Below are 22264 nucleotides of genomic sequence, written 5' to 3'. Positions count from 1 at the left end.
TACGGCTCCTTCAGGCAGTGTGCTCGGCGAGCAGCGTGCGGGCCGCGTCGAGGTCGTCGGGGGTCTTCAGCGCCAGCGTCGCGACGCCCGGCAGGGCGCGCTTGGCGAGACCGGTGAGAGTACCGCCGGGGCAGACCTCGACCAGGGCGGTGACGCCCTGCTCCTTGAAGGTCTCCATGCACAGGTCCCAGCGGACCGGGTTGGCGACCTGACCCACCAGACGGGAGATGACGTCGGCGCCGTCGGCGACGATCTGCCCGTCCTTGTTGGAAACGTACGGGACGGCCGGGGCGGAGACCGAGAGGGCCTTGGCGGCCTCCTCGAGCTTCTCCACCGCGGGCGCCATATGGTGCGTGTGGAACGCGCCGGCCACCTGCAACGGCAGCACCCGGCGGACGCCTTCCGGCTTGTCCTCCGCGAGCGCGGCGAGCTGCTCGACGGTGCCGGCGGCGACGATCTGGCCGGCGCCGTTGACGTTCGCCGGGGTCAGACCGAGCTTCTCGAGGTGGGCGACGACCGTCTCCGCCTCGCCGCCCAGGATGGCCGACATGCCGGTCTCGGTGATCGCGGCGGCCTCGGCCATCGCGAGGCCACGGGCCCGAACGAGCCGCAGCGCGGCGGTGTCGTCGATGACACCCGCGAACGCGGCGGCCGTGATCTCGCCGACGCTGTGGCCGGCGACCGCGCCGGGAGTGACCTCACCGAGGGCGGCCGCGGACAGCAGTCCGGCGGCGACGAGCAGCGGTTGGGCGACAGCGGTGTCGCGGATCTCGTCCGCGTCGGCCTTCGTGCCGTAGTGGGCAAGGTCGAGCCCGATGGCGTCGGACCACTCCGCGATGCGGGCGGCGGCGCCGGGAAGGTCGAGCCAGGGAGTCAGGAAGCCGGGCGTCTGAGCGCCTTGGCCGGGAGCGACGAGTACGAGCACCCTCACACTCTCTCTTGTGGACGGCTCCCCCCGCCCGTGAGGACAGGGACGAAGAACCGTCAGGGGAATTGTCGGTGTTCCACAAAAGTCTAGAGCTGGGCATCTCCGTCGGCCAGACGCCCGAGGATGAGGGCGATTCGCAGTGTGAAGGCGGAGCGTACATCGGAGGGTGACCAGCCGGTGACGTCTGTCACACGTCGGAGCCGGTAGCGCACGGTGTTGGGGTGAACGAAGAGCATGCGGGCCGCGCCTTCGAGGCTGCTCGCCTGCTCCAGATAGACACTCAGAGTTTCCAGCAGCGCCGACCCGGCCTCTTCCAGTGGTCTGTAGATCTCCTCCACCAACTGCTCGCGCGCTGCGGGGTCGGAGGCGATGGCGCGTTCCGGCAGCAGATCGTCCGCGAGTACCGGCCGCGGCGCGTCCTGCCACGCGGAACACGCCTTGAGCCCCGCCGCGGCGGCCTGCGCGGACCGGGTCGCGGCCAGCAGGTCGGGCACGATCGGGCCGGCGACGACCGGCCCCGCCGCGTACGGGCCGATGAGGGCCTTGGCGACATGGAGCGGGTTGTCGCTGCCGCCGGCGATGACGACGAGCCGGTCGCCGAGCACCCCGGTCAGCACCTGGAGCTTGGCGTGCCGCGCGGCACGCCGGATGGCCTCGACGGTCAACTCGCTGTCGCCGTCCGGTGCCGTTCCGAGGATGACGCACACATGCTCGGGCGAGTTCCAGCCGAGCGCCGCGGCACGGGAGACGGCGCCCTCGTCGGCCTCGCCGGACAGCACCGCGTTCACCACGAGCGACTCGAGCCGGGCGTCCCACGCGCCGCGGGCCTCGGCGGCCTGCGCGTACACCTGGGCGGTGGCGAAGGCGATCTCCCGCGCGTAGACGAGCAGCGCCTCGCGCAGGACGGACTCGTCGCCGGGCGCGGCGACCTCCTCGATCGCCGTCTCCATGACCTCGATGGTGGTGCGCACCATCTCGACGGTCTGGCGCAGCGTGATGGCCCGGGTCAGTTCGCGCGGGGCCGTGCCGAAGACGTCGGTCGAGATCGCCTGCGGGGTCTCCGGATGCCGGAACCACTCGGTGAACGCCGCGATACCGGCCTGGGCGACCAGTCCGATCCACGACCGGTTCTCCGGTGGCATCGCCCGGTACCACGGCAGTGACTCGTCCATGCGGGCGATGGCGTTCGCGGCGAGCCGGCCGGCGGACTGCTCGAGGCGGCGCAGGGTCGCGGAGTGCGGGTGGGAGGAGTTCGCTGCAGGTTCGGGCACGGGACAAGAGTGCCTTATCAGGACGCGAGGGCTGAGTGCCGGGTTCTTCTTCATCGCGCCGGCACCTGCTGGCTCCCGGCTACGGTGGGGGCGTGATTTCCGTTCGGCGCGCCGGCGAGCGCTACAGCGGCGGCGACCTCGCGGCCGGCATCGAGTCCCTGCACGCCTTCTCCTTCGGGCGCCACTACGACCCGGACAATCTGCGCTTCGGCGCGATCCTCGCCTGCAACGAGGAGCGGCTCGCACCGGGCGCCGGATTCGACGAGCACCCGCACAGCCACACCGAGATCGTCACCTGGGTCGTCGAGGGCGTCCTCACCCACCGCGACTCGGCCGGGCACGCCACCGTCGTCGGCCCCGGCGACGTCCAGCGGCTCAGCTCGGCGGGCGGTGTGCGGCACGTGGAGCGCAACGACGCGGACGTGCCGCTGGTCTTCGTGCAGATGTGGCTCGCCCCGCTGGAGCCGGGCGGGGAGCCGTCGTACGAGATCGTGCGCGGCATAGCCGACTCCACGCCCTACGCCCTGCCCCAGGCGGGCGCGATGCTCCACGTGCGGCGCCTGGCCGCCGACGAACGGACGGCCGTGCCGGACGCGCCGTTCGTGTACGCGCACGTGGTGCGCGGCCGTGTACGCCTGGGCGCGGGCGAGTTGGGGCCCGGAGACGCGGCGCGCATCACGGACGCGGAGGGTCTGGAGCTGGCGGCGGAGGGGGCGGCGGAGGTGCTGTTGTGGGAGATGGGCCGGTGAGCGGCTCCGGGCTACGGGTCGCGACCGGAACGGTCTGATCCGCGTGGCTGAGTTCGGATGAACGCCCGCTCTCGTGACACGCACGCATCGCCTGGCCGCCGGAGCGCCCGGACGGGAGCAGGCGGTCGGACAGGAACGTGAGGATCTCTTCCCTGGCCTTCACCGTGGGATGCCCGTCCTCGTCGACGAAGTGGGCGGTGACCACACTGTGGGGCGTCCCGACGGTGTCGCGGAAGAACGGGGGTGGGGTGGTGTTCGCGGTACTGCCAGGAAGGACGCGGCCGTCAAAGGCGTCGCCGAGAAGCGCCCGATAGGCAGCGAAGCGCTGCCCGGTGCACCAGCGGTCGTTGTCGAAGCGGAAGGCGAGAACATTCAGGCCGTCCCGCGTGACGCGTTCGCGGACGGCGCGCGCGTCCTCCTCGTTGATCTCGAGCCCGGCGGGGTCGTCCAGCGGCAGCGACGGGTGGCCCAGGACCGGCGCGACGACGGCCGGCTCGAGCGCCATGGTGAGGGCGAAGTTGCCGGTGAAGCACAGGCCGATCGCACCGACTCCCGGGCCGCCGCATGCGGCGTGGGCCTGGCGCGCGAGCCCGTGCAGCCACGCCGTGACGGGGCTGGTTCCGCCCCCGGCGAAGGCGCGGAACTCGGCACTGACACACGCGCGACGGACGACCTTCTCGCCCGCTGCGACGGTGGGGTACGCACCGTCGACGCCGAAGAGTGAGGGGACGTGGACCGTGAAGCCCGCATCCCGCACCCACCGGGCCAGCCGGAGGACGTCAGGGCTGATGCCGGGCATCTCCGGCATCAGTACGACGGCGGGGCCCGAACCCGCCACGTACACCGTCTTCACCACCCCGTCCAGGTCCACGCGGCGGTGGGAGAAGTCGGAGATCGGGTCGTCGAGGTGTCCGTCATGTCCATCGGCAGCAGTCATGGCGACAGCGTGGCCCGATGTACCCGCGCAGGGGGTGTGGCCGGATCGCCAGGTGTACGGGTAATCTCGCCGTACCCGTCGGGGGAGGGGGCGAGCGTGAGCGCGCTGCGGGTCGGTGTTCTGGCCTATCCGGGCTGTTTCGCGTCCGAAGTGTTCGGGGTCCCCGACCTGTTGACCATGGCCACGCATGTCGCCGGGCCGGAACGTGCCGCGTACGAGGTGTCGGTCCTGTCGCCGCGTCTGCGGGTCGCCGCATCGGGCGGCACGACGCTGGCCGTCTCCCCGTTGCGTGAGGTCGACGTCCTCGTCGTGCCGGGGTTCGAGTCCGTGCCTGGCCGCTTCGACCTGGACGCGCGTCTCACCGCTCTCGCCCCCGAGGTAGCTGCGATCCGCTCGCACGCGGCCGCGGGCAACGCCGTCGTCTCGATCTGCGTCGGCGCCTTCCTGCTCGCCGAGGCCGGCCTTCTCGACCGGCGCCGGGCCACGACGGCATGGCTGTTCGCGGACGAACTTGCCCGGCGCTGCCCGGATACCGATGTCCGTCCGGAACGCCTCGTCGTCACCGACCGAGGCGTGACGACGACGGCGGCCTTCAGCGCCATGTACGACTTCGCCCTGCAACTTATCCGTCGGCACAGTGGCGCCCGCGTGGCACGGGCCACCGCGCGGGTGGCGCTCGTCGACGACGCGCGGTCGTCCCAGACGCCGTACGTCGATACGCGGCTACTGCCGCAGACCGGACACGAGTTCTCCCGCAGGGTCATGCGGCAGCTCGACCAGAACCTTGCCGCGCCGTACGACCTTGCCGCGCTGTCGTACGCGTTCAACGTCAGCTCGCGCACGCTGCTGCGGCGCTTCGCGGACGAGACCGGCCTCAGCCCACTGGGCTACCTCCAGTCGTCGCGCGTCCGCCGGGCCCGCCATCTCCTGGAGACCACGGACCGCACCGTCGCCGCCATCGCCACGACGGTCGGATACCGGGACCCCGGAACCTTCGCCGCCCTCTTCGCCCGTCACACCGGACAGCGGCCGAGCGCCTACCGGGCCACGTTCCGGCGTGGCGCCGACCGCACTGAGGCGTCAGCACCGTGAACTCGTCGCCGTCTGGATCGGCCATCACCACACGAGCGGCCTCGTCAAGGCCGGGTTCGATTCGCTTCGCTTCGAGGGTCGAGTCGCAGCCGCAGCACGGGATTTGATGTACCAAGCCGCTTCTCAATCAACGGGCTCGGCGGAGCCTGGTTTGGCGGACACCACCGCGACGGGCAATCAGGTCGGTGGCGACGCGGCGCGGCACATCGATCGGCTACCGACGCGTACGCGACTTTCGGTCAATTTATGACAGAGAATGATCGTTATCTTCACGCCCTCCTTACATGTCGCACACAAGTGAAGCCCGGTTTGAGCACGGAGTTCAGGGCGTGTCGAGCCGTAGGGACCCGCGCAAGTGGTTTCCCGTTCCAGGGCCCGGGCGCCGCAGTCGACGCTTGCCACTCCCCGTTGACCTGTGGCTAAGGTGAGCGCCGCGCTCAGGGGCGGGACTTGACCATCCTGCCGTGGCGCGCACGTCATTCGGCGGCTGGGGGAACAGTGCCGCCGTGGGGGAGGGGTGGTTCGTTATGCCGCGATACCGGCTTGTTGTCAATGCTGCTTTGGTCGCTGCTGCCTGCAGCCTCTGTTCTCGCAGCGGGGCCTCGGGCTGACCCGCGCGCATCGCCACCGTCTCTTGGGGTGGTTTCCCCTGCCTGTCCTCGCTCCTGACAAAGGACGGTTCTTTGCGTCTCAGACCGGGGTTCTTCAAGCCCAGATCACGTATATCCGCGTCGCTCGCCTCTGCCGTCACGTCCGTCACCGCCTTGGCAGTTCTTGGTGGTCTGGCTGTCCAGCCCGGCCAGCTCGGCCGGAACGCCGAACTGCCCGTGGACCTAGTGGGTGACTCGTACGACGGCTATGACACCAAGGCGGCCGAACGGCTGCGTGAGGACCAGTGCTTGGCCGGTGAAGCCCTGCGCACGGGCGGGCCCAGCATGTTCGCCCTCGCGCAGGAGGCCCTCGCGCTGCCGCCCGATCAGCTCCACGAGAAGCTCGAGCGGGACATCTTCAGCGACAAGACACCGTTGCATCAGGCCTACAGGGCGGACAGCGCCAGCAAGGACCAGTGGGTCGACAAGGTTCAGAAGCAGGGGTACGCGTGGTCGAGTGCCACCAGCGGCCTGGAGTCCTACCCCGGCGAGCCGCGCGACGCGAACAAGATCTACGACCGGATCGGGCTGTTGTCGTGGCTGTGGCAGTCGTACTCCAGTCCGGAGTTGGGGGTTCTCAACCCGTTCTGGGACTCGTCGCCCACCGCTGACGACAAGACAAAGGCCGCCGCGCTCGCGATCGGCGATCCGCTGTACACCACCGGAGGTACGCCGAAGGAGCAGGAAGCGTGGGCGCTGTGGAAGAAGAACTCCGGGAAGGTCGAACCCAACCAGTTCTTCGTTCCCCGGGTGTTCGCCGATGACGCCCGCATCTTCCTCGCCTCCGGCGGCTTCCCCCGCACGGCACCGGCCCCGGGGACGCCGGAGTTCCGCATCGCGGTCGAGGACCTGAAGGCCCGCTTCGCGTCGTGCGCGTGGCATGACCCGATCGATCCGAACCGGGTTCTCGGCAAGGAGGTGGCGCAGGCGTCCGCCGAGTGGCAGCAGGAGATCGCGGCGCAGGCCACGCAGCGGCAGCAGATCCTCGGCGCCAGTTTCTCCGCTACGAAGGCGTTGCAGGACGGCACGTACACCCTGGGGCAGATCGTCGGCCAGTCGTGGCTCGCGGACTACCACACCCGCTGGCAGGACTACTGGGCCGCCGGCGGGGTGGGCTGGATCGGCGACAGCCCTGTGGCGATCGAGGTGCCGGGCGCGAAGGGCAGCTGCCTCGATGTGGCAGGCGGCGGCAAGACCAACGGAACGCCGGTCCAGATCTACACCTGCAACGGCGGCGCGGCGCAGCAGTGGACGCTCGAGGGCAGCGAGGACGACCTCCATCTGCGCAACGTCGGTTCGCAGAAGTGCCTGGATGTGGCGGGGAACGCGTCGGCGAACGGCACGAAGATCCAGATCTCGGACTGCTACGAGTCCAAGGGGCAGTCGTGGCAGGGCGATGTCCGTGCCACGTCGCCTCTGAGGAGCGTGTCCACGGGCAAGTGCCTGGATCTGTCCGCGTTCACGAAGAGTACGGACGCGCGGCTGTGGGACTGCAAGGACGCGAGTGCGCAGAAGTTCCTGATCAAGCCGTCCGGCCACAAGGGCACGGACAGCCTGTCGTATCCGGAGAAGGCGCAGTTCGACCGGGCGAAGAAGAGCATCGCCACCAGCCAGGCGGAGGCGAAGAAGCACCTGGCCGCGCTCAAGACCCAGCTGGCGAACGCCAAGAAGTCGGCCACCACGTCGGACGCCGCCGAGCAGGCCGCCTACGGGATCGCGGATGCCGCTGGTGCGCCGCGGGGTCGTGGTCTTCTCGTCGGTCAGCAGAAGGCGCAGGTCACCAAGGGAGCCGTGGCCGCGCTGACGGCGATGGTGAAGGCCGGCGAGACCGCTGAGGCGGCCACCCGTGCCGCCGCCGGTGACAGCAAGACCATCGCGCAGCGTGCGCTGGCTCAGGCCGCGCAGGTCAACGCGGAGTTCCGCAGGGAGGCCGCGCACAAGGCGGAGTTGCAGGCGAAGGCGGCGGCGGACGCGGCCAAGCTGCACCGGGACAACGCCAAGAAGGACAAGGAGACCGCGGAGGCGAAGCTCGCCGAGACCGTGAAGGCGGAGGCGGACGCGAAGGCGGCTGCCGCCGAGGCGCACGCCAAGCGGCTCGCGGCCGAGGCCGAGGAGAAGACGGCCAAGGCGGAGAAGGACACCGCCGCCGCCAAGCAGGCCGAAGCCGAACAGCACAAGCAGACTGCGCAGGCCGAGGCGGCGAATGCCAAAGACGCCAAGGAGAAGGCGGAAGCTGCCGAGGCGACCGCGGTCGAGAAGAAGAATGGCGCGGTCAAGGCTCGCGACAAGGCCCGCGAGCTGCGGGACGACGCGTGGGACGCGGAGCAGAAGGCAGACGCGGCCCGGGCCAAGGCGGACGCGAAGGAGGCGTTCGCCGAGGCCCACGAGTCCGAGGCGAACGCCAAGGAGTCCCGGGCCGCGGCGGACGCCGCGGCAGCGCATGCCGACGACGCCGAGGCGGCAGCCGGCCGTGCCCGCACCGCGGCGGATGCCGCGACCGAGGCGGCGGCCGAGGCAGATGCCGCGGCGACCCGTGCCGAGGCGGCGGCCAAGCGGGCCCGTTCGAACGCGGACGCAGCCCAGGCCGCCAAGGTGAAGGCCGACGCCGCCGTGCGGACCGCGACCAGCGCCGCCGCGGACGCCATCGACGCCTCCGAGCACGCCTCCGCCGAGGCCAAGACCGCGGTCAAGCTGGCGCAGGAGGCGGAGAAGCTGGCCAAGACCGCCAAGTCCCACGCGGACGAGGCGAGCAAGGAGGTCGTCAAGGCGCTGGCGGCGGCGGCGAAGGCGGCGGGCTTCGCCCACGTCACCGCCCAGGCCGCTGTCGACGCCGGGAACGCCGCCGCGCAGGTCGCCAAGCCGGCGAACGACGCGATCCAGCTCGGCTCCCCGTATGTCACCACCGACTCGGCCGCGAGCCTGGTCGTGCTGACCGGGCAGGCATCGAAGTCGATCGCCGAACAGCAGAAGGCCGTCGCCGACGCCCACGCCAAGAACGCACAGGCCGAAGCGGCAGCGGCGAAGAACCTCGCCGAGCAGGCGAAGGGCGACACGAAGATCGCCTACCAACACGCGGCCAACGCCGCCGCGCACGCGGCAACCGCTCGCACCTACTCGAAGGAGGCCCTCGGCTACGCGGCCGGCGCCGCCGCAGCCGCCGCCAAGGCATCGGCGTCTCTGGCCCGCACGATCGAGTACGACCGCCAGGCCACAGCCGACGCCGCAGCCGCCGACAAGGCCGCAGGCCGTGCCGAGGGCTATGCCAAGGACGCCCGGGACTCCGCCGACCAGGCCGCCCTCGACGCCCAGGCTGCACGCGACGCCGCAACCGCGGCCGAGCAGTCCGCCAAGGATGCACGTGCAGCCGCCGACCGCGCCGCCACCGCCGCCACCGAAGCCGAACAGGCCGCCAAGGACGCACTGAAGTACGCGAAGGAGGCGCAGAAGGCAGCGGAGGAAGCCGCACGCAACGCTGCGAACAAGCAGGTCTCCACCGGTGCGGGCACCGGAGTCGGCGGCACGTGGTACGTCGTCGACGAAGACAGCATCGAGATCACCGACGCCAAGCAGCATGAGCCCTGCGTGATCACCGTCGGTTTCGAAGGCTGCACCACCACGTTCACGGTCACCTTCAGCGCGGTGGTCGACTTCTTCCTCTGCACCAACCCCGAGACGACGGCCTCTGCTGGCGCCTGCCCGCCGCAGGACACTCTTCTCATCGAGAGCAAGCGCATCCCGGGTCTGAAGAAGGACGTCACCCGGTACTTCACGAAGCTGGAGCTGATCCAACAGACTCTCGCCTACAAGCTCATCAAGGCAGTCCTGGTCCAGGACTTCGTCGACTGCTGGCACGGCAGCGCCGGCGCCTGCGCCTGGGCCGCGTCCAACTTCATCCCCGGCAAGGCGTTCGGCAAGGTCTTCGAGGGAATCCGCGCGCTGGACGCCGCCATGAAGACCGGCGTCGGTGTCCGTGACGCGTTCAAGGCGCTCAAGGCCCTCGACCTGGACCCCGCGACCCTCGCCATGCTCGAACGCTCGGTGAACGTCTACGAGGACGCGTTCACGGCCTGCACGCGCAACAGCTTCCCCGCCGCGACCCCGGTGCTGATGGCGGACGGTTCACACCGGCCCATTAGCCAGGTGGGCGTGGGTGACTTCGTCCAGGCCACGGATCCGGTATCCGGCACGCTGCGGGCCCGGCAGGTCACCAACACCTTCCAGCACGACACCGAGCGGTTGGTCGACCTCACCATCGCCGACGGTGGCACGCTGACCAGCACCGCGGGCCACAAGTTCTACGTCGTTGGTCGTGGCTGGACGCTGGTTTCCGACCTGAGCGTCGGTGACCGCCTGCGCACCCCGGACGGCTCCGTTCGCGCGCTGACGGCCCTCCGTGACCGCTCGGGCCTGGCTCCGCGCACGGTCTACGACCTCACCGTCGACGACATGCACACTTTCTTCGTGCGCACGACGGGCCAGCGGCCGGACGACGTGCTCGTTCACAACTGCCTGAACCTCACGCTGCACGAGGGAGACCGGGGCGCCCACACGATCAGGGATCATGTGAACCCCAGCCCGCAGCAAGCCGTTGACAAGGCCGTCGACGACATGCGAAGGATCCCCGGCCACCCGGGAGTCACGAGCGTCTGGAAGGACCTCGCAACGGCCCAGGCCTCTGTGGACGCGGCCTTCGCGAAGTGGTACGCGACTCACAGGAAGGAGCTGGAGACGTGGATGAAGAACACTCCCAAGGACTCGGAGAGCGCGGCGCACCTCAAGTCGTTCAAGGTCCAGCTGGACACCCCGGGCTCACTCGGGACCATCTACCCTCACACTGGCGTTGCGGACGCTCGTCCAGCCGGAAACTGGGTCTCCATCACCCTGAAGAGGTCCCGGCACAAGCCCGGGTACATGGTCTACACGTCGCATCCGGAATGAGAGTCACCTAGTCATGGATCGCAAGGACATCTGGATCGACTTCGGTCTCAGCGGCCTCACCAAGTGGTACGGCAGCATCTTCGAGTTCACTCCGCTGGAAATTGCGGTGGACGCCGCGGACTGGGGCGAGGGAGCCTACGCACCGACCCTCCGGGAAGACGCCGTCCGGTTGCTGGAGTCACCCCTGCCGACCAGGGTGATCGACATCCTGTGGTGTGCGGCCGTGCGCTCCAAGTTCGACCCGGATGAGCGATGGATGGACGGACGCGACTGGCTCCGCCAGATCGTGGACGTCTGCGAGGAACGCATTCGCAGGGACGAACCGCGATTCGACGCCCTCCCTCCTGCGCCCGTCTGCGATCCGGAACTGAGGGACGCGGTCCTCGCCGAGGTGCGAACCATCGCATCGGAACTGGAGCGCACCACTGCCGACGACCCCTACTATGCGGTGCCGGAAGTGGTCCCGTCGCTGGAACGCGTCGTCATCGAGGTCGACCCCGACCTTGGGTTCCGGCTTTTCCTGCGGGTTCTCAAGGCGTACCTGGTTCCGATCAGCGAGTCACAGCACCTTCGTTACCGCGTGTTGGGCGAGCGATTCGGGTACAACGAGTTCGTTGTCGATGACGGCACTCTCCAGGTCATGCCGCGCGGGAACTGACTGCTGAGCACGATCGCCGAGGGCGGTATCCCGGTCTTCCACGGATACCGCCCTCGGCCTCGTTTCGCCGTGACGGGTGCCGTTACCGATGTTGCGGCGCAGACCGCGGTGCTCGTAGCTCAGGACAAGTCCTGATCCTCTCAGCGCTCCGAAGGGAGCAGGCAGTCGGTCAGGAAGGCGAGGATTTCGTCCCATCTCCGCGTACGGCTGGAACCAGTTGGGGAGTTGGTGCGCAGCACCAGGCCCACCAGGCGGGAGAACGCCCCGTCCGTGCCGAGCGCCGCGTCCACCCGCTCCGAGAAGTCGCGCGTCGGGACCTTCTTCGTCGTCTCGATCCGGCCGATGAGCGAGCCCGTGCAGAAGATGATGTCGCCGAGCTGGCCCTGTCTGAGGCCGTGGGCCTCGCGTTGGCGGCGGAGTTCCCAGCCGTAGTGGTCGAGCGGGGAAGCGCTGGGGTCGAGCGATTGGATGGTGGCTGCGGCGGCACCTCCGGCCTGCAACGCCTCGCGGCGTTCGGTTCTTTCCGTAGCTCAGCGTAATCAATACGCGCGGCAAGACCGTGTGGTTCGAGTGCGTGGCGAAGGCCGGGGACGGCTCCTGACGCCCCACCTCCATCTACAACCAAATCGGAGCCGACCCGGTCCTTTTCCTGGATGCGCCGGAGGCTGGCGCAAGCACGATGTTGTCGGAGCCGCGCCACGGAGCTGTACTCGCGCGTCAGCGCATCGCTGTCCTGGAGGCGGAGAACGCCGCGCTGCGGGTCCGCTTGGCGGGGGCGGCGCAGACGGCGGAGGCGGCGAGGAAGGCGGAGGCGGCGGTGTCGGAGGGCGCCACGGTCTGAGGCAGTCCCCATGTGGGGCGGCGGCACCGGTCCGGTGTCGCCCGCCCCACACGGCGTCAGCGCAGAGCGCTCCGCGCCTGCCAGTCCGCCCACGGGACGTTCCATGCGCCGAAGCCGTTGCCGGGGGCCGGGACGCCCTTGGTGTCCTTGCCGGTGATCTCGAACGGGTCGCCCGGGCGGACCTGTGCGTAGAACCAGTCGGCGTTCGCGTCGCTCATGCCGATGCAGCCGGAGCTCCTGTTGGCCTTGCCCATCCACTTGTCGTTCCAGGGCGCCGCGTGGGCGTACATGCCCGACCAGGTCAGGCGCATCGAGTAGTCGACCATCTTGTCGTAGGCGTCCGCGAGGCCGACCGTCTCGGAGTTCATGTTGATGGTCCCCTCCTTCGACATGAGGACCGTCGTGCCGCGCCACGACCGCTTGTCGCCGCCGGGGGTGCCTCCGGAGACGGGGATGGTGCGCACCGTGCGGCCGTCGCGCTCCAGGGTCAGCTTGTGGTTGTCGAGGTCGACCTTGACTATCTGCCTGGCCCCGACGGTGAAACTCGTCGTGTAGTCGCGGACGAACCAGCCGCCGGCCTTGCCCGAGTCGGTGCCGTTCAGCCGGGCGTCCAGGGTGACCTTGGTGCCGGGCTTCCAGTACTCCTTGGGCCGCCAGTCGATCCGGTCGCGGCCGGAGTAGTCCTCCAGCCAGCCCCAGGAACCCTCGGTGTCGTTCGAGGTGGTGAGCTTCAACTGCTTCTCGACGGCGGCCTTGTCGGTGACCGGGTTGTCGAAGACGAGGGATATCGGCTGGGCGATGCCCACAACTGCTTTCGCGCCCGGCCGCCAGTCCACCTTGTTGACCTTGTCGGCCTCGGCGGTGCTGAAGCTGGACTTGGTGGTGCTCTTCGTGCCGGCCTTCGTGGTGGTCGTGGCGGTGACCGTGTACGAGGCGCCGGGTGCCGCCTTGCGCTCGGAGGTCCAACTCGCGCCGTCGGCGGCGACCTTGCCACCGAGGGTGCGGCCCTTGGCGTCGGCGACGGTGACCGAGATGAGGGTGCCGCCCGCCGCGGTGACCTTCACCGTCTCACCGGCCTTCACGCCCTCGCCCTTCGGTTTCACGGTCACGGTCGCGGGGCGGTCCTCGGCCGCCCTCGTGCCGCCGCCCTTGGCGTCCGCGGCCGGCGTGCCGGATCCGGACGAACAGGCGGCGAGCGGCGCGAGCAGTACTGCAACCGCCGCTATGCGCACACGTATGTGGCTCAACGGATTCCCCCGTCACGAGAAGTGGATGTACCGGTGACTGTAGAGCGGAGGAACCGCAGGTGAGCGGGGCTGCGGCCATGTGACGGCGACTGCGGCGGAACGGTCATCGTCCGGTCACATTCGGCGCGCGGAGCGGTCACGGACGCCTGTGAGCATCCTCGGCATTCCCCAGAGAGAGGCTCACACCGTGTCAGCGCTGCTCGTGACGGCCGCCCGCGGCCAGGAAACCCCGCTGGGGCCCATCACCGCCGCCGCGTACCACGCGTTCCTGGCGTCCCGTACGGGGGCGGACCTCGGCGCGGGCTTTCTGCAGTGCCCGTCCTGGGCGCAGGTCAAGGAGGGCTGGCGCTCCCAGCTCCTCGGGTGGGGGCCGGACCCGGCGTCCGGCAGGCTGTCGGGTGTCGCGCTCGTCCTGCTGCGTCAACTGCCCGGCACGCGGAAGTACTTCGCGTACCTGCCGGAAGGGCCGGTCGCCGACTGGGCGGACCCGGGCGTCGACAGCTGGCTCGATCCGCTGCTGCGGCACCTGCGCGCGGCCGGTGCGTTCGCCGTGCGGATCGGGCCCTCGCCCGCGTACCGCCGCTGGAGCGCGGCCCGGCTCAAGGCGGCGACGGGGCCCGGCCGGCGGCTGGCCGACGTCCTCGCGAGCGAGGTGGACCCGTTGGGCACGGCGGTCGCGGAGCGGCTGCGGGCGCGGGGCTGGTCGCGGTGTGGCGGCGAGGAGGACGGGGACGCGCAGCCGCGCCACGTCTTCCGGGTCCCGCTCGCCGGACGCACCACGGACGACCTGTGGGCCGGGCTCAACCAGGAGTGGCGGCGCAACGTCCGGCGTGCGCAGAAGTCCGGGGTCGAGGTCGTGGTCGGCAGCGCGGCCGAACTGCCCGAGTTCTACCGGCTGCTGCGGATCACGGAGGAGCGCGACGGCTTTCGGCTCGGGCGGTCGCTCGGGTACTACGAGCGCCAGTACGCGGCTCTCAACGCGGAGGAGCCGGGCCGGATGCAGCTCTACCTGGCCCGCCACGAGGGCGAGATACTCGCCGCGCACACCATGGTCCGTGTGGGTCGCCGCGTCTGGTACCAGACGGGCGCCTCCGCCGACCACCGTCGTGAGGTCCGCCCGTCCAACCTGCTCCAGTGGCGGATGATGCTCGACGCCCACGCACTCGGCGCCGACGTCTACGACATGCGCGGGGTACCCTCCACCCTCGACCCCGACGACCGGCCGTACGGGCTGCTGCGCTGGAAGCTCGGCACCGGAGGCGAGGTCGTCGAGACCCTGGGGGAATGGGAGAGACCGTTGGACGGCACGGCCAACCACGCGCTGTACCGGGCATTTCAGACGTATCTGGCGCGTCGATGAGCGCGGGGAGCACAACGACAGCCGCGTCCGGCGAGAAGTCCGACGAGAAGTCCGGCGAAAAGCCCGAAGAGATGTCCGGCGAGAAGTCCGCCGAGGCGGCTGGAGAGGCGGCACCGTCCCGGGGCCCGTCCGTGCTGCGGAGCGGCGCGATCATGGCCGCCGGGTCCGTCGTCTCCCGGGCGACCGGGTTCGTGCGGTCCGCCGTCGTCGCCGCCGCGCTCGGGCTCGGCCTGACCGCCGACGGGTACGCCGTCGGCAACTCCGTACCCACCATCGTCTACATGCTGCTCCTCGGCGGAGCGCTCAACGCCGTCTTCGTGCCCGAGCTCGTCAAGGCCGCCAAGCAGCACGAGGACGGCGGCGCCGCCTACACGGACCGGCTGCTGACCGTCTGCGTCGTCGCGCTGCTGGCGATCACCGCCGCCGCGGTCTGGGCGGCACCGGCGATCGTCGACGCGTACACCGACTACACGGACGAACAGGCGGCCATGACCGTCGCCTTCGCCCGCTACTGCCTGCCGCAGATCTTCTTCCTCGGCCTGTTCACCCTGCTCGGCCAGGTCCTCAACGCCCGCGGCCGATTCGGCGCGATGATGTGGACGCCCGTCCTCAACAACGTGGTCGTCATCGCCGTCTTCGGCCTGTATCTCGCGACCGGCGACGGCGGCTCGCTCAACGCGGCCGAGACCGCTCTGCTCGGCTGGGGCACCACCGCGGGCATCGCCGTCCAGGCCCTCGCCCTGCTGCCCGCGCTGCGCGCGGCCCGCTTCCGTTTCCGGCCCCGCTTCGACTGGCGCGGCAGCGGGCTCACCCGGCCACTGCGCGCGGCGGGCTGGCTGGTGCTGCTGGTGCTCACCAACCAGGCGGCCTACTGGGTCACGACCCGGCTGGCCACGGCGGCCGGCCTCAGCGCGCACGCTGAAGGCGTCGACGGCGGCGCCGGGTTCAGCGCGTACAACAACGCCTATCTGCTCTGGGCCGTGCCGCACGGCATCATCACCGTGTCGCTGGTGACCGCGCTGATGCCCCGGTTGAGCGCGGCGGCGGCCGACGGCGACACGGCCGGGATACGGAGCGACGTGTCGTACGCCCTGCGCAACAGCGCCGCGGCCGTCGTCCCCGCGGCATGCGTGCTGCTGGCACTCGCGCAACCCGTGATGGCGCTGGTCTTCCAGTACGGCGAGACGGACGCGCACGACATCGCCGTCATGGCGGGCACGCTGATGGCGTTCGCACCCGGCCTGATCGCCTTCTCGGGGCAGTACGTCCTCTCCCGCACCTTCTACGCCCTGTCCGACACCCGCACGCCCTTCCTCCTCAATCTGGTGATCGCGGGCCTCAACGCGGGGCTGTCCGTGACCGCCTACCTGGTCCTCCCCGCCCGCTGGGCGGTGACCGGTATCGCCGGGGCGTACTCGCTCGCCCTGTGGGCCGGCTGGGCCGTCACGGCGCTGGTGCTCCACCGCCGCCTCGCGCAGCGCGCGGCGCCGAAGGAGGCCAGCCTGCCGGGCGACCCGGTGACCTGGTCCGGAGCGGACCCGAGTCCCGGAGTGCACCCGAGCCCCGGAGCGCACCCCGCGACCGGCCGTCCGTGGCGTTCCGCCACCGCCGCCGCACAGGCGCGGCTGCTGCTCGCGGCCGTGCCCGCGACGCTGCTCGGACACGTCGCCGCCCGCTGGGCGGCCCCGGCCGGCGCCGCCGCGGCGACCGCGGCCGGGGTGCTCGTGATCGGCGCCGTGTTCGTGCTCCTCGCCCGCCCTCTCCGTCTCGCCGAGGTCGAGTCCCTCGTCCGCGGCGCGACCGCCCGCCTCCGCCGCGGCCGGTCCTGAGGACGATCCACTTCCGACCCCAGGGATACTGCGCACATGCCTCGCGTGCTCCTCATCGAAGACGACCCCTCCGTGCGTGAGGGGGTCGAACTAGGGCTGCGCCGCCGCGGCCACGAGGTGCGGACCGCCGCCACCGGTGAGGCCGGGCTCGCCGCGCTCGGCGAGTTCCGGCCCGACCTGGTGCTGCTGGACCTGATGCTGCCCGGCATGAACGGGGTGCAGGTCTGCCGCCGGGTGCGGGAGGACAGCCAGCTGCCGATCATCATGCTCACGGCCCGCGGCGACGACTTCGACGTTGTCATCGGCCTCGAGGCGGGCGCCGACGACTACATCGTCAAACCGGCCCGCACCGAGGTCATCGAGGCCCGCATCCGCGCCGTCCTGCGCAGGATCGAGGCGCCGGGCGCCGGACGGCCCGCCGTCGAGTTCCACGGCGAACTCGCCATCGACCGCGCCGGTCTCACCGTCGCCAAGAACGGCGAGCGGCTCGCCCTCGCCCCGTCCGAGATGAAACTGCTTCTGCACCTCTCGGCCGCACCGGAGCAGGTGTTCAGCCGCCAGCAGCTGCTGGAGCACGTGTGGGAGCACAGCTACCACGGCGACGCACGACTGGTGGACGCCTGCGTACGCCGGCTGCGCAACAAGATCGAGGACGTTCCTGGCAGTCCGCGCTACATACAGACCCTGCGGGGCTTCGGCTACCGCTTCGGGCCGCTGTGACCGCCCGCCCGCGGCTCCGGCGGATCGCACCCTTCGGACTGCGCACCCGCCTGGTGCTCGCGTTCCTGCTGGTCGCCTTCGTCAGCGCGGGGACCACCGCCGCGCTCACCTACCGGGAGGCGCGCAGCGCCGTGCTCGCCAGTGCCCAGGACACCGCCGTCGTCTCCTTCCGCGAGCAGGTCGAGGGGCTCGGCACCGGGCTGCCCGTCGATCCGCAGCCGCTCCGCGAGCTGCTGTTCAACATAGCGAGCAAGTCCAAACCGCACCCGTGGGTCGTGTTCGCCGAATACGGATCCCTGCGGATCTCCTCCGGCCAGAACCCCACCTCCACCGTCATCACCCCCGAGCTGCGGCGCGCCGCGCTCACCTCCGCGCACGGCAGCTTCCAGCGGGTCGTCAGCGACGGGACCCCGTATCTGACCATCGGTATGCCGGTCACCGCCCGGACCGGCGAGGGCACGTCCCTGCCCAGTGGGCTCGTCCTGTTCGCCGTGATGCGGATGACCGACGAACAGGCCAACGTCGACGCCCTCCTCACCGCCGCCCGCGACGGTGCCCTGCCCGGCCTCGCCGTCGCCCTCGTGCCCGCCCTGCTCGCCGCGCGCAGCGTCCTGCGGCCCGTACGCGAACTGCGGGGCGCGGCCCGGTCCATGGGCAGCGGCAGGCTCGACACCCGGATCAAGGTCCGGGGCCGCGACGAACTCGCCGACCTGGCAAGGACGTTCAACGAGTCGGCGGGCGAACTCGAACGGTCCGTCGACGAGCTCCAGCAGGCCGAGGCCCGGGCCCGCCGCTTCGCCTCCGACGTCTCTCACGAACTGCGTACCCCGCTCGCCGGGATGCTCGCCGTCACCGAGGTCCTCGACGAGGACGCGGCCGGCCTCGACCCGGACACCGCCCGCGCGGTGCGGCTCATCAGCGCGGAGACCGGCAAACTCGCCGACCTCGTCGAGGACCTGATGGAGATCTCGCGCTTCGACGCACGCGCGGCCGAACTGAACACAGACGAGGTCGACGCCGCGGAGACCGTCCACAAGACCCTGCACAACCGGCACTGGGACGGTCGCGTCCACACCGAACTGCCCGAGGGCGTACGCGTCCGCCTCGACCCGCGCCGCTTCGACGTCGTCGTCGCCAACCTCGTCGGCAACGCCCTGCGCCACGGAGCCGAGCCCGTCACCGTGAGCATGTCCGTCAGCGAGGACATGCTCGTGACCGAGGTCGCCGACAGCGGGCCCGGCATCCGGCCCGACGTGCTGCCGCACATCTTCGACCGGTTCTACAAGGCCGACGCGGCCCGTACGCGGTCGGCGGGCAGCGGTCTCGGGCTCGCGATCACCTTGGAGAACGTGCGACTCCACGGCGGCACCGTCCGGGCCGGCAACGGGCCGCACGGCGGGGCCGTGTTCACGGTCGCGATCCCGCTCCGGGGCGGCCCAGAAGCCGGAGAGGTGCCAGCATGAGAAGGACCCTGCGCACGGCCGCCGTGCTCGCGGCACTGCTGCCGCTCACCGCATGCGGAATCGGCATCCAGGGGACGGACGTCATCGAGGCCGGCGGACCGGCGACGATCGACGTACTGCCCGCCCGCGAGGTACGGATGCTGCTCTTCTTCCTGTCGCCGGAGGGCCACCTGTCGCCGGTGCCGCGGGTCGTCGACCAACGGTTCGAGAGCGGCTTCGGCGGCGAGTACACCCAGTCCGAGCCGTCCCTACCGGTCCGCCCGGCGACCGAGAAGACCGTTGCCGCGCTGCTGGCCGGCCCGAACGAGGCCGAACGGCGGGCCGGGCTGCGCAACGCGCCCGGGATGCCCGCGCCGACCGCGGTGCGGAAGATCACCGTGTCCGGCGGCGTCGTGGAGGCAGTCCTGCCGGCACGGCTGAGCAGTCTGCCCGGCCTGGCCAAACGTCAGCTCGTCTGCACGATCGCGTACGCCGAGAGCGCCCAGGGCACGGTCCAGGTCAGGCTCAAGGGCGCGGACGTCACCCTGTCACCGGCCTACTGCGACGCCCGGTCCGCTCCGGCACCGACGCCCGGCTCGGACCGGGACGGCCCCTCGCCGACGGTCAGCCCCGCAGCTCGGACAGCACCGCGTCAGTGAACGGCGGCCACGCCTCGACCGCCCACGGCCCGAAGTCCCGGTCGGTCAGCGCCACGCACGCCGCCCGGGCGTCCGGATCGATCCACAGGAAGGTGCCGGACTGGCCGAAGTGGCCGAAGGTGCGCGGCGAGGACGAAAGTCCCGTCCAATGCGGGGACTTGGCGTCGCGGATCTCGAAACCGAGACCCCAGTCGTTGGGCTTCTGGTTCCCGTAGCCCGGCAGTATCCCGGACAGCCCCGGGTGCACGACCGACATGGCGGTAAGGACCGTACGGGCGTCCAGCAACCGCGGCGCCTGCACCTCGGCCGCGAACCGCACCAGGTCGTCGACGGTGGAGACGCCGTCCTTGGCGGGGGAGCCGTCGACGGCCGTCGCCGTCATGCCGAGCGGCTCCAGCACCGCCTGGCGGATGTAGTCGGAGAAGGGGATGTCGGTCGCCTTGGCGATGTGGTCGCCGAGCACCTCGAATCCCGCGTTCGAGTACAGCCGGCGGGTGCCGGGCGCGGCCATGGCGCGGTGCTCGTCGAAGGCGAGACCGGAGGTGTGGGCGAGCAGATGCCGGACCGTGGAGCCCTCGGGGCCGGCCGGCTCGTCGAGCTCGATCGCCCCCTCCTCGTACGCGACGAGCGCCGCGTAGGCCGCGAGCGGCTTGGTGACGGAGGCGAGGGGGAAGCGGTGGCCGGTCGGACCGTACGAACCGGCGACCGTGCCGTCCGCTCGTACGACGGCGGCCGCCGCGGTCGGTACCGGCCAGTTCTCGATCATCGCCAGGCTCTGCATGCGTACGAGCCTAAACGGTGCGAAGAGAGTGTCGGACCCGGCCTAGAGGCTGAGCCGCATCGCCGGGTCCGGGGTGCGGACGAAGCCCAGCGAGGCGTACAGCGGTTCCCCCTCCGGCGAGGCCCGCAGGTCGACCTTGCGGACGCCCCGCTCGCGGAACCAGCCGAGCAGCCCCTCCAGGCACCCCCGTGAGTACCCGCGGCGGCGCATGTCCCGGTCCGTGGCGACGCTGAAGACATAGCCGCAGGCGCCGTCCGGGGAGCCCGGGCCGCCGAGCCGGTACTCGACGGTGCCCACCGCGCACGCCGCGAGCCCGCCGTCGGGCCGGTCGACGACGTAGGCGGTCAGGGTGCTGTCGGGGTCCGCCAGCCGGTCGCGCAGCGTCGCCACCGCCGCCGGCTGCCAACCGACATCGGGGTTTGCCCCGGTGACCGAGTCCAGCATGACCTTGCGGAGGCGGACGAGCTCCTCGGCATCTGCGGGCACGGCGCGGCGGGATGCACTCATGGTCGGGCAGGCTAATTGGGACCGCGCCGAGAATGCCACCCGATTCTGCTTGCTTGGAGTGCACTCCAAGGTTTTAGCGTTGAGGTCATGACGGTGATCGAGAGCACCCCGGCACGGACCGATCTCTGCGCAGCCGCACCGAGCGCCCACCCACGTCCCGACGGACAGGACCGCTACACGATCAGCGAGGTCGCCGCCTTCACCGGACTCACCGCGCACACCTTGCGCTGGTACGAACGCATCGGGCTGATGCCGCACATCGACCGGTCGCACACCGGCCAGCGGCGGTTCAGCAACCGCGACCTGGACTGGCTCGCCTTCGTCGGCAAACTGCGGCTGACCGGGATGCCCGTCGCCGACATGGTCACGTACGCCGAAATGGTCAGGGAGGGCGAGGCCACCTTCGAGGCGCGGGCGGAACTGCTGCAGCGCACCCGGCGCGACGTCCTCGAGCGGATCGCCGAACTCCAGGACACGCTGGCCGTACTGGACCACAAGATCAAGTTCTACGCGGACGCCCGTACGGCGTCGGAGAGGGTCTGACCCCCAGTGATGAGCAACAGCAAGATCCCACAGGCGCGTCTCGGCACGGGCGGACCGCTCGTAGGAGTCCAGGGCCTGGGCTGCATGGGCATGAGCGAGTTCTACGGCGACACCGACGAGGCCGCTGCGAGAGACACCCTCGAGGTCGCACTCGCCGAAGGCGTCACGCTCTTCGACACGGCGGACGTCTACGGGCGCGGCGCCAACGAGGAGTTCCTCGCGCCGTTCGTCGCCGCCCACCGCGACGAGATCACGCTCGCCACGAAGTTCGCCATAGTGCGCAGCGACGACCCCCACTTCCGGGCGGTGCGCAACGACCCCGCGTACATCCGCACGGCGGTCGAGGCGAGTCTGCGCAGGCTCGGCGTCGACGTGATCGACCTCTACTACATGCACCGGCGCGACCCGGCCGTGCCGCTCGCCGACTCCGTCGGCGCGATGGCGGAACTGGTCGAACGCGGCCTCGTCAAGCACCTGGGGCTGAGCGAGGTCACCGGCGCGGAACTGCGCGAAGCGCACGCCGTGCACCCGATCGCGGCCCTTCAGTCGGAGTGGTCCCTGTTCAGCCGGGACGTCGAACGCAGCGCGGTCGGCGCGGCGGCCGAACTCGGTGTCGCGCTGGTGCCGTATTCGCCGCTCGGCCGGGGCTTCCTCACGGGCGCGTTCACGGACGCCGGCAAGGACCTGGCGCAGAACGACTTCCGCCGCCACCAGCCGCGCTTCACCGGCGAGAACGCCCGGACGAACGCGGCCCTGCTGGAGCCCGTCCACAAGATCGCGGCGGCGCACGGCGCGAGCGCGGCGCAGGTGGCGCTGGCGTGGGTGCAGCAGCGGGCGGACGTGCACGGTCTGACGGTCGTTCCGATCCCGGGGACGCGGAAGGCCGCGCGGCTGCGGGAGAACGTGGCGGCGACGCGGGTCGTCCTGACGGAGGAGGAACTGGCGGTGCTGGAGCCGATCGGGGAGCGGGTGTCGGGGGACCGGTATCCGGACATGTCGTCGACGGCGACGGTGCGCGAGTAGCGCGAAGCGGGGGGCGCGCGCTGGGGCCCGGGGGGGGGGGCCCCCGGGCCCCCCACAGAAGAGAGGGGGGGGGGGGGAGGGGGGTGGTG

The 22264-nt window shown here is 70.9% G+C and carries 17 protein-coding genes and 1 pseudogene; 11 read left to right on the top strand and 7 right to left on the bottom strand.

Annotation, left to right across the window (positions count from 1 at the left end; genetic code table 11):
- Nucleotides 1–10: 10 nt before the first annotated feature.
- Together ABZ070_RS19305 and ABZ070_RS19300 are read right to left on the bottom strand one after the other, a co-directional pair.
- On the bottom strand, nt 11–925 hold the full coding sequence (locus ABZ070_RS19305; protein ID WP_356635361.1) for an ACP S-malonyltransferase: 915 nt from the start codon (nt 923–925) through the stop codon (nt 11–13).
- A gap of 89 nt (nt 926–1014) precedes the next feature.
- On the bottom strand, nt 1015–2199 hold the full coding sequence (locus ABZ070_RS19300) for a helix-turn-helix domain-containing protein (protein ID WP_356635359.1): 1185 nt from the start codon (nt 2197–2199) through the stop codon (nt 1015–1017).
- A gap of 92 nt (nt 2200–2291) precedes the next feature.
- On the opposite strand from ABZ070_RS19300, the gene ABZ070_RS19295 reads away from it, so the two are divergent.
- Nucleotides 2292–2948 carry a pirin family protein gene (locus ABZ070_RS19295; RefSeq protein WP_356635357.1) on the top strand — a complete coding sequence of 219 codons (657 nt, stop codon included), beginning with the start codon at nt 2292–2294 and terminating at the stop codon, nt 2946–2948.
- On the opposite strand, the gene ABZ070_RS19290 is transcribed toward ABZ070_RS19295, so the two are convergent.
- Nucleotides 2875–3885, bottom strand: coding sequence for a dienelactone hydrolase family protein (locus ABZ070_RS19290; RefSeq protein ID WP_356635355.1), 1011 nt, complete (start codon nt 3883–3885; stop codon nt 2875–2877). The two genes, ABZ070_RS19295 and ABZ070_RS19290, sit on opposite strands and share 74 nt — an antisense overlap.
- 96 nt (nt 3886–3981) lie before the next feature.
- Here ABZ070_RS19290 and ABZ070_RS19285 point away from each other — a divergent pair, with 96 nt between their 5' ends.
- The 3 genes from ABZ070_RS19285 (at nt 3982) to ABZ070_RS19275 (ending at nt 11223) form a co-directional block, all read left to right on the top strand.
- Complete coding sequence (locus ABZ070_RS19285; RefSeq protein WP_356635353.1) at nt 3982–4977, top strand: helix-turn-helix domain-containing protein; 996 nt, start codon at nt 3982–3984, stop codon at nt 4975–4977.
- Nucleotides 4978–5660: 683 nt separating this feature from the next.
- Complete coding sequence (locus ABZ070_RS19280) at nt 5661–10565, top strand: ricin-type beta-trefoil lectin domain protein (RefSeq protein WP_356635351.1); 4905 nt, start codon at nt 5661–5663, stop codon at nt 10563–10565.
- 13 nt (nt 10566–10578) lie between these two features.
- The gene (locus ABZ070_RS19275; protein WP_356635349.1) at nt 10579–11223 is read left to right on the top strand and encodes a hypothetical protein; all 645 of its coding nucleotides are present in this window, start codon (nt 10579–10581) and stop codon (nt 11221–11223) included.
- A gap of 192 nt (nt 11224–11415) precedes the next feature.
- Here ABZ070_RS19275 and ABZ070_RS19270 read toward each other — a convergent pair.
- Together ABZ070_RS19270 and ABZ070_RS19265 are read right to left on the bottom strand one after the other, a co-directional pair.
- A pseudogene (locus ABZ070_RS19270) lies at nt 11416–11693 on the bottom strand (helix-turn-helix transcriptional regulator); the annotation flags it as partial.
- A gap of 427 nt (nt 11694–12120) precedes the next feature.
- Nucleotides 12121–13311 carry an Ig-like domain-containing protein gene (locus ABZ070_RS19265; protein ID WP_356635347.1) on the bottom strand — a complete coding sequence of 397 codons (1191 nt, stop codon included), beginning with the start codon at nt 13309–13311 and terminating at the stop codon, nt 12121–12123.
- A 187-nt stretch (nt 13312–13498) separates the two neighbouring features.
- On the opposite strand from ABZ070_RS19265, the gene ABZ070_RS19260 reads away from it, so the two are divergent.
- The 5 genes from ABZ070_RS19260 to ABZ070_RS19240 all read left to right on the top strand — a co-directional run bounded on the left by ABZ070_RS19260 (nt 13499) and on the right by ABZ070_RS19240 (nt 19321).
- Nucleotides 13499–14671, top strand: a complete 1173-nt coding sequence (locus ABZ070_RS19260) for a peptidoglycan bridge formation glycyltransferase FemA/FemB family protein (RefSeq protein ID WP_356635345.1) — start codon at nt 13499–13501, stop codon at nt 14669–14671.
- A 71-nt stretch (nt 14672–14742) separates the two neighbouring features.
- Nucleotides 14743–16500, top strand: coding sequence for a murein biosynthesis integral membrane protein MurJ (murJ, locus tag ABZ070_RS19255; RefSeq protein WP_356635377.1), 1758 nt, complete (start codon nt 14743–14745; stop codon nt 16498–16500).
- Nucleotides 16501–16536: 36 nt separating this feature from the next.
- The gene (locus ABZ070_RS19250) at nt 16537–17220 is read left to right on the top strand and encodes a response regulator transcription factor (protein WP_356635343.1); all 684 of its coding nucleotides are present in this window, start codon (nt 16537–16539) and stop codon (nt 17218–17220) included.
- On the top strand, nt 17217–18683 hold the full coding sequence (locus ABZ070_RS19245) for a HAMP domain-containing sensor histidine kinase (RefSeq protein WP_356635341.1): 1467 nt from the start codon (nt 17217–17219) through the stop codon (nt 18681–18683). Before ABZ070_RS19250 ends, ABZ070_RS19245 begins: the two co-directional genes overlap by 4 nt.
- The gene (locus ABZ070_RS19240) at nt 18680–19321 is read left to right on the top strand and encodes a hypothetical protein (RefSeq protein WP_356635339.1); all 642 of its coding nucleotides are present in this window, start codon (nt 18680–18682) and stop codon (nt 19319–19321) included. The genes ABZ070_RS19245 and ABZ070_RS19240 overlap by 4 nt, the downstream gene beginning before the upstream one ends.
- On the opposite strand, the gene ABZ070_RS19235 is transcribed toward ABZ070_RS19240, so the two are convergent.
- Nucleotides 19287–20102, bottom strand: a complete 816-nt coding sequence (locus ABZ070_RS19235) for a serine hydrolase domain-containing protein (RefSeq protein ID WP_356635338.1) — start codon at nt 20100–20102, stop codon at nt 19287–19289. The two genes, ABZ070_RS19240 and ABZ070_RS19235, sit on opposite strands and share 35 nt — an antisense overlap.
- A gap of 42 nt (nt 20103–20144) precedes the next feature.
- Entirely contained in the window at nt 20145–20609 is a 465-nt protein-coding gene (locus tag ABZ070_RS19230) for a GNAT family N-acetyltransferase (RefSeq protein ID WP_356635336.1), read from the bottom strand.
- Nucleotides 20610–20696: 87 nt separating this feature from the next.
- Here ABZ070_RS19230 and ABZ070_RS19225 point away from each other — a divergent pair, with 87 nt between their 5' ends.
- Nucleotides 20697–21152: a MerR family transcriptional regulator gene (locus ABZ070_RS19225; protein WP_356635334.1), complete on the top strand. Its 456-nt coding sequence runs from the start codon at nt 20697–20699 to the stop codon at nt 21150–21152.
- A gap of 9 nt (nt 21153–21161) precedes the next feature.
- On the top strand, nt 21162–22175 hold the full coding sequence (locus ABZ070_RS19220; RefSeq protein WP_356635332.1) for an aldo/keto reductase: 1014 nt from the start codon (nt 21162–21164) through the stop codon (nt 22173–22175).
- Nucleotides 22176–22264 lie beyond the last annotated feature (89 nt).

The sequence above is a fragment of the Streptomyces sp. NPDC006283 genome (assembly GCF_040613325.1).
Taxonomy (GTDB): domain Bacteria; phylum Actinomycetota; class Actinomycetes; order Streptomycetales; family Streptomycetaceae; genus Streptomyces.
This window is presented reverse-complemented; position numbering and strand designations above follow the sequence as displayed.

Bases quoted from the DNA above. Each gene is read 5' to 3' on its own strand.
- ABZ070_RS19290 (WP_356635355.1), bottom strand. From the start codon at position 3,885: ATGACTGCTGCCGATGGACATGACGGACACCTCGACGACCCGATCTCC.
- ABZ070_RS19275 (WP_356635349.1), top strand. From the start codon at position 10,579: ATGGATCGCAAGGACATCTGGATCGACTTCGGTCTCAGCGGCCTCACC.
- murJ (WP_356635377.1), top strand. From the start codon at position 14,743: ATGTCCGGCGAGAAGTCCGCCGAGGCGGCTGGAGAGGCGGCACCGTCC.
- ABZ070_RS19250 (WP_356635343.1), top strand. From the start codon at position 16,537: ATGCCTCGCGTGCTCCTCATCGAAGACGACCCCTCCGTGCGTGAGGGG.
- ABZ070_RS19240 (WP_356635339.1), top strand. From the start codon at position 18,680: ATGAGAAGGACCCTGCGCACGGCCGCCGTGCTCGCGGCACTGCTGCCG.
- ABZ070_RS19235 (WP_356635338.1), bottom strand. From the start codon at position 20,102: ATGCAGAGCCTGGCGATGATCGAGAACTGGCCGGTACCGACCGCGGCG.
- ABZ070_RS19230 (WP_356635336.1), bottom strand. From the start codon at position 20,609: ATGAGTGCATCCCGCCGCGCCGTGCCCGCAGATGCCGAGGAGCTCGTC.
- ABZ070_RS19225 (WP_356635334.1), top strand. From the start codon at position 20,697: ATGACGGTGATCGAGAGCACCCCGGCACGGACCGATCTCTGCGCAGCC.
- ABZ070_RS19220 (WP_356635332.1), top strand. From the start codon at position 21,162: ATGAGCAACAGCAAGATCCCACAGGCGCGTCTCGGCACGGGCGGACCG.